The organism is Bradyrhizobium sp. 139 (assembly GCF_023074175.1).
Classification (GTDB): Bacteria; Pseudomonadota; Alphaproteobacteria; order Rhizobiales; family Xanthobacteraceae; genus Bradyrhizobium.
Genome location: NZ_JADPKS010000030.1, coordinates 1 through 1064, shown reverse-complemented (window position 1 = coordinate 1064; position 1064 = coordinate 1). Strand labels below are relative to the sequence as shown.

The following is a 1064-nucleotide window of genomic DNA, read 5'->3' as shown; positions in this document are numbered from 1 at the left end:
AGGTTGAGAATTGCCAATTGGCCTTGGCGTGGTTGGCGTTGCGGTCGTGCTCCCATGCGGCGATTTCCTCAACGAGGGTCTGTTTATCGGCAATCCGACGATTGAGGCACTGGGACGTGAGGACGCCGAGTTCGGATTCTGCCAGATCAAGCCAACTGCCGTGCTTTGGAGTGTAGTGCCATTCGAAGCGCTCGACCAGTCGCCTGGCCTCGGCGGCTGGAAACGCTTCGTAGAGTGATCCCTTGCCGTGGATGTTGAGATTGTCCTGGACCAGTACGACGGTTTTGGCGTTGGCGAAGTGGAGATCGGCCAGGTCCTTCAAGACGTGAGCGTAATCCACGGCGGTATGGCGATCGGTGACCTTGACGTGGCGCCAGCCTTCGAGCGGTGCAAACATCATGAAGATGTTGGCGGTGCCGTTGCGCTCGTACTCGTAATCGCAGCGGGCCGGGCGTCCCGGCTTCATTGGGATTGGCAGGCGCGTCTCGGCAAGGAACTGCTTGGAGGTCTCGTCCAGGCACACCAGTGGGTAATCGGCATCGCGTGGCCGCGTGTAGACCGCCAGCACGTCTTCCATGGCGGCTACGAACGCGCCATTGGCCTTCGGCGGGATGACCCAGCACTGCCGGCGATGGGGCTGGAGAATGTTTTTTTTAGCGCCCGCCCAATCGTCGAGTCACTGGCGTGATCGACAATTTGGAGTTCCACGACTTTTTTCTCCAACAGCCGCAAGGTCCAGCGCGCGCGTCCCTTGGGCGGTTTGGAACAAGCCAGCGCAATCAGTTTGGCTTCTTTCTCGCCGTCAAAAATCCGGGCAACCGCCGGTGTGGCTCGTTGCTTGCGGCTCAACACAGCCTCGAAGCCTTCTTCCACCAGTTGCTTCCGGACCCGGTAAACCATCGATGCGCTGGTCTCCAGCGCCTTGATGATCCGGTTGTCACTCCAGCCTTCACCGGCTTCCGACACATCGGCCTTCAACAATATCCGCGCCTTCAGCAAGCGCTGGGCCGCGCTCTTGCCTTTTCGTATCAACGCTTCGAGTAGCTCGCGCTCCTCAACGCTCA

The 1064-nt window shown here is 59.7% G+C and carries 1 protein-coding gene; it reads right to left on the bottom strand.

Annotated features, from left to right (window positions below):
* Positions 1 to 1064, bottom strand: a protein-coding gene (locus tag IVA80_RS08495; protein ID WP_247427940.1) for an IS630 family transposase whose coding sequence is annotated in 2 segments (ribosomal slippage) — positions 1 to 645 and positions 645 to 1064 — 1065 coding nt annotated over the 2 segments. Because the reading frame shifts where the segments join, the coding sequence is not laid out codon by codon here. This gene is flagged as partial in the annotation.